Here is a 297-nt window from a genome sequence, read left to right on the forward strand (position 1 = left end):
TGCCATACTGGCAGACGGCACACGTCTCGACGCTGATATCGTCCTCGTCGGCATCGGCATCTTGCCAAATGAGGAACTCGCCAAGGACGCCGGCATCGCCTGCAACAATGGCATCCTCGTCGATCGCGACGCCCGCACATCCGACCCACGCGTCTTTGCTGCGGGTGACTGCGCCAGTCGTCCCCTCGTGCATTTCGGCTCGGGCCGTCTCGAAAGCGTCCACAACGCCATCGAGCAGGGCAAGCTTTCGGCAGCCGCCATTCTCGGCAAGCCGCGCCCGGCGGAAGACTGCCCCTG

Annotated in this window: 1 protein-coding gene; it reads left to right on the forward strand. The window is 64.6% G+C overall.

The window, feature by feature from the left end; genetic code table 11:
- A partial coding sequence (locus HY30_RS18885) for an FAD-dependent oxidoreductase (RefSeq protein ID WP_034744913.1) occupies positions 1-297 on the forward strand: 297 nt, incomplete at both ends.

Source organism: Hyphomonas chukchiensis (assembly GCF_000682695.1).
GTDB classification, from domain to species: Bacteria; Pseudomonadota; Alphaproteobacteria; order Caulobacterales; family Hyphomonadaceae; genus Hyphomonas; species Hyphomonas chukchiensis.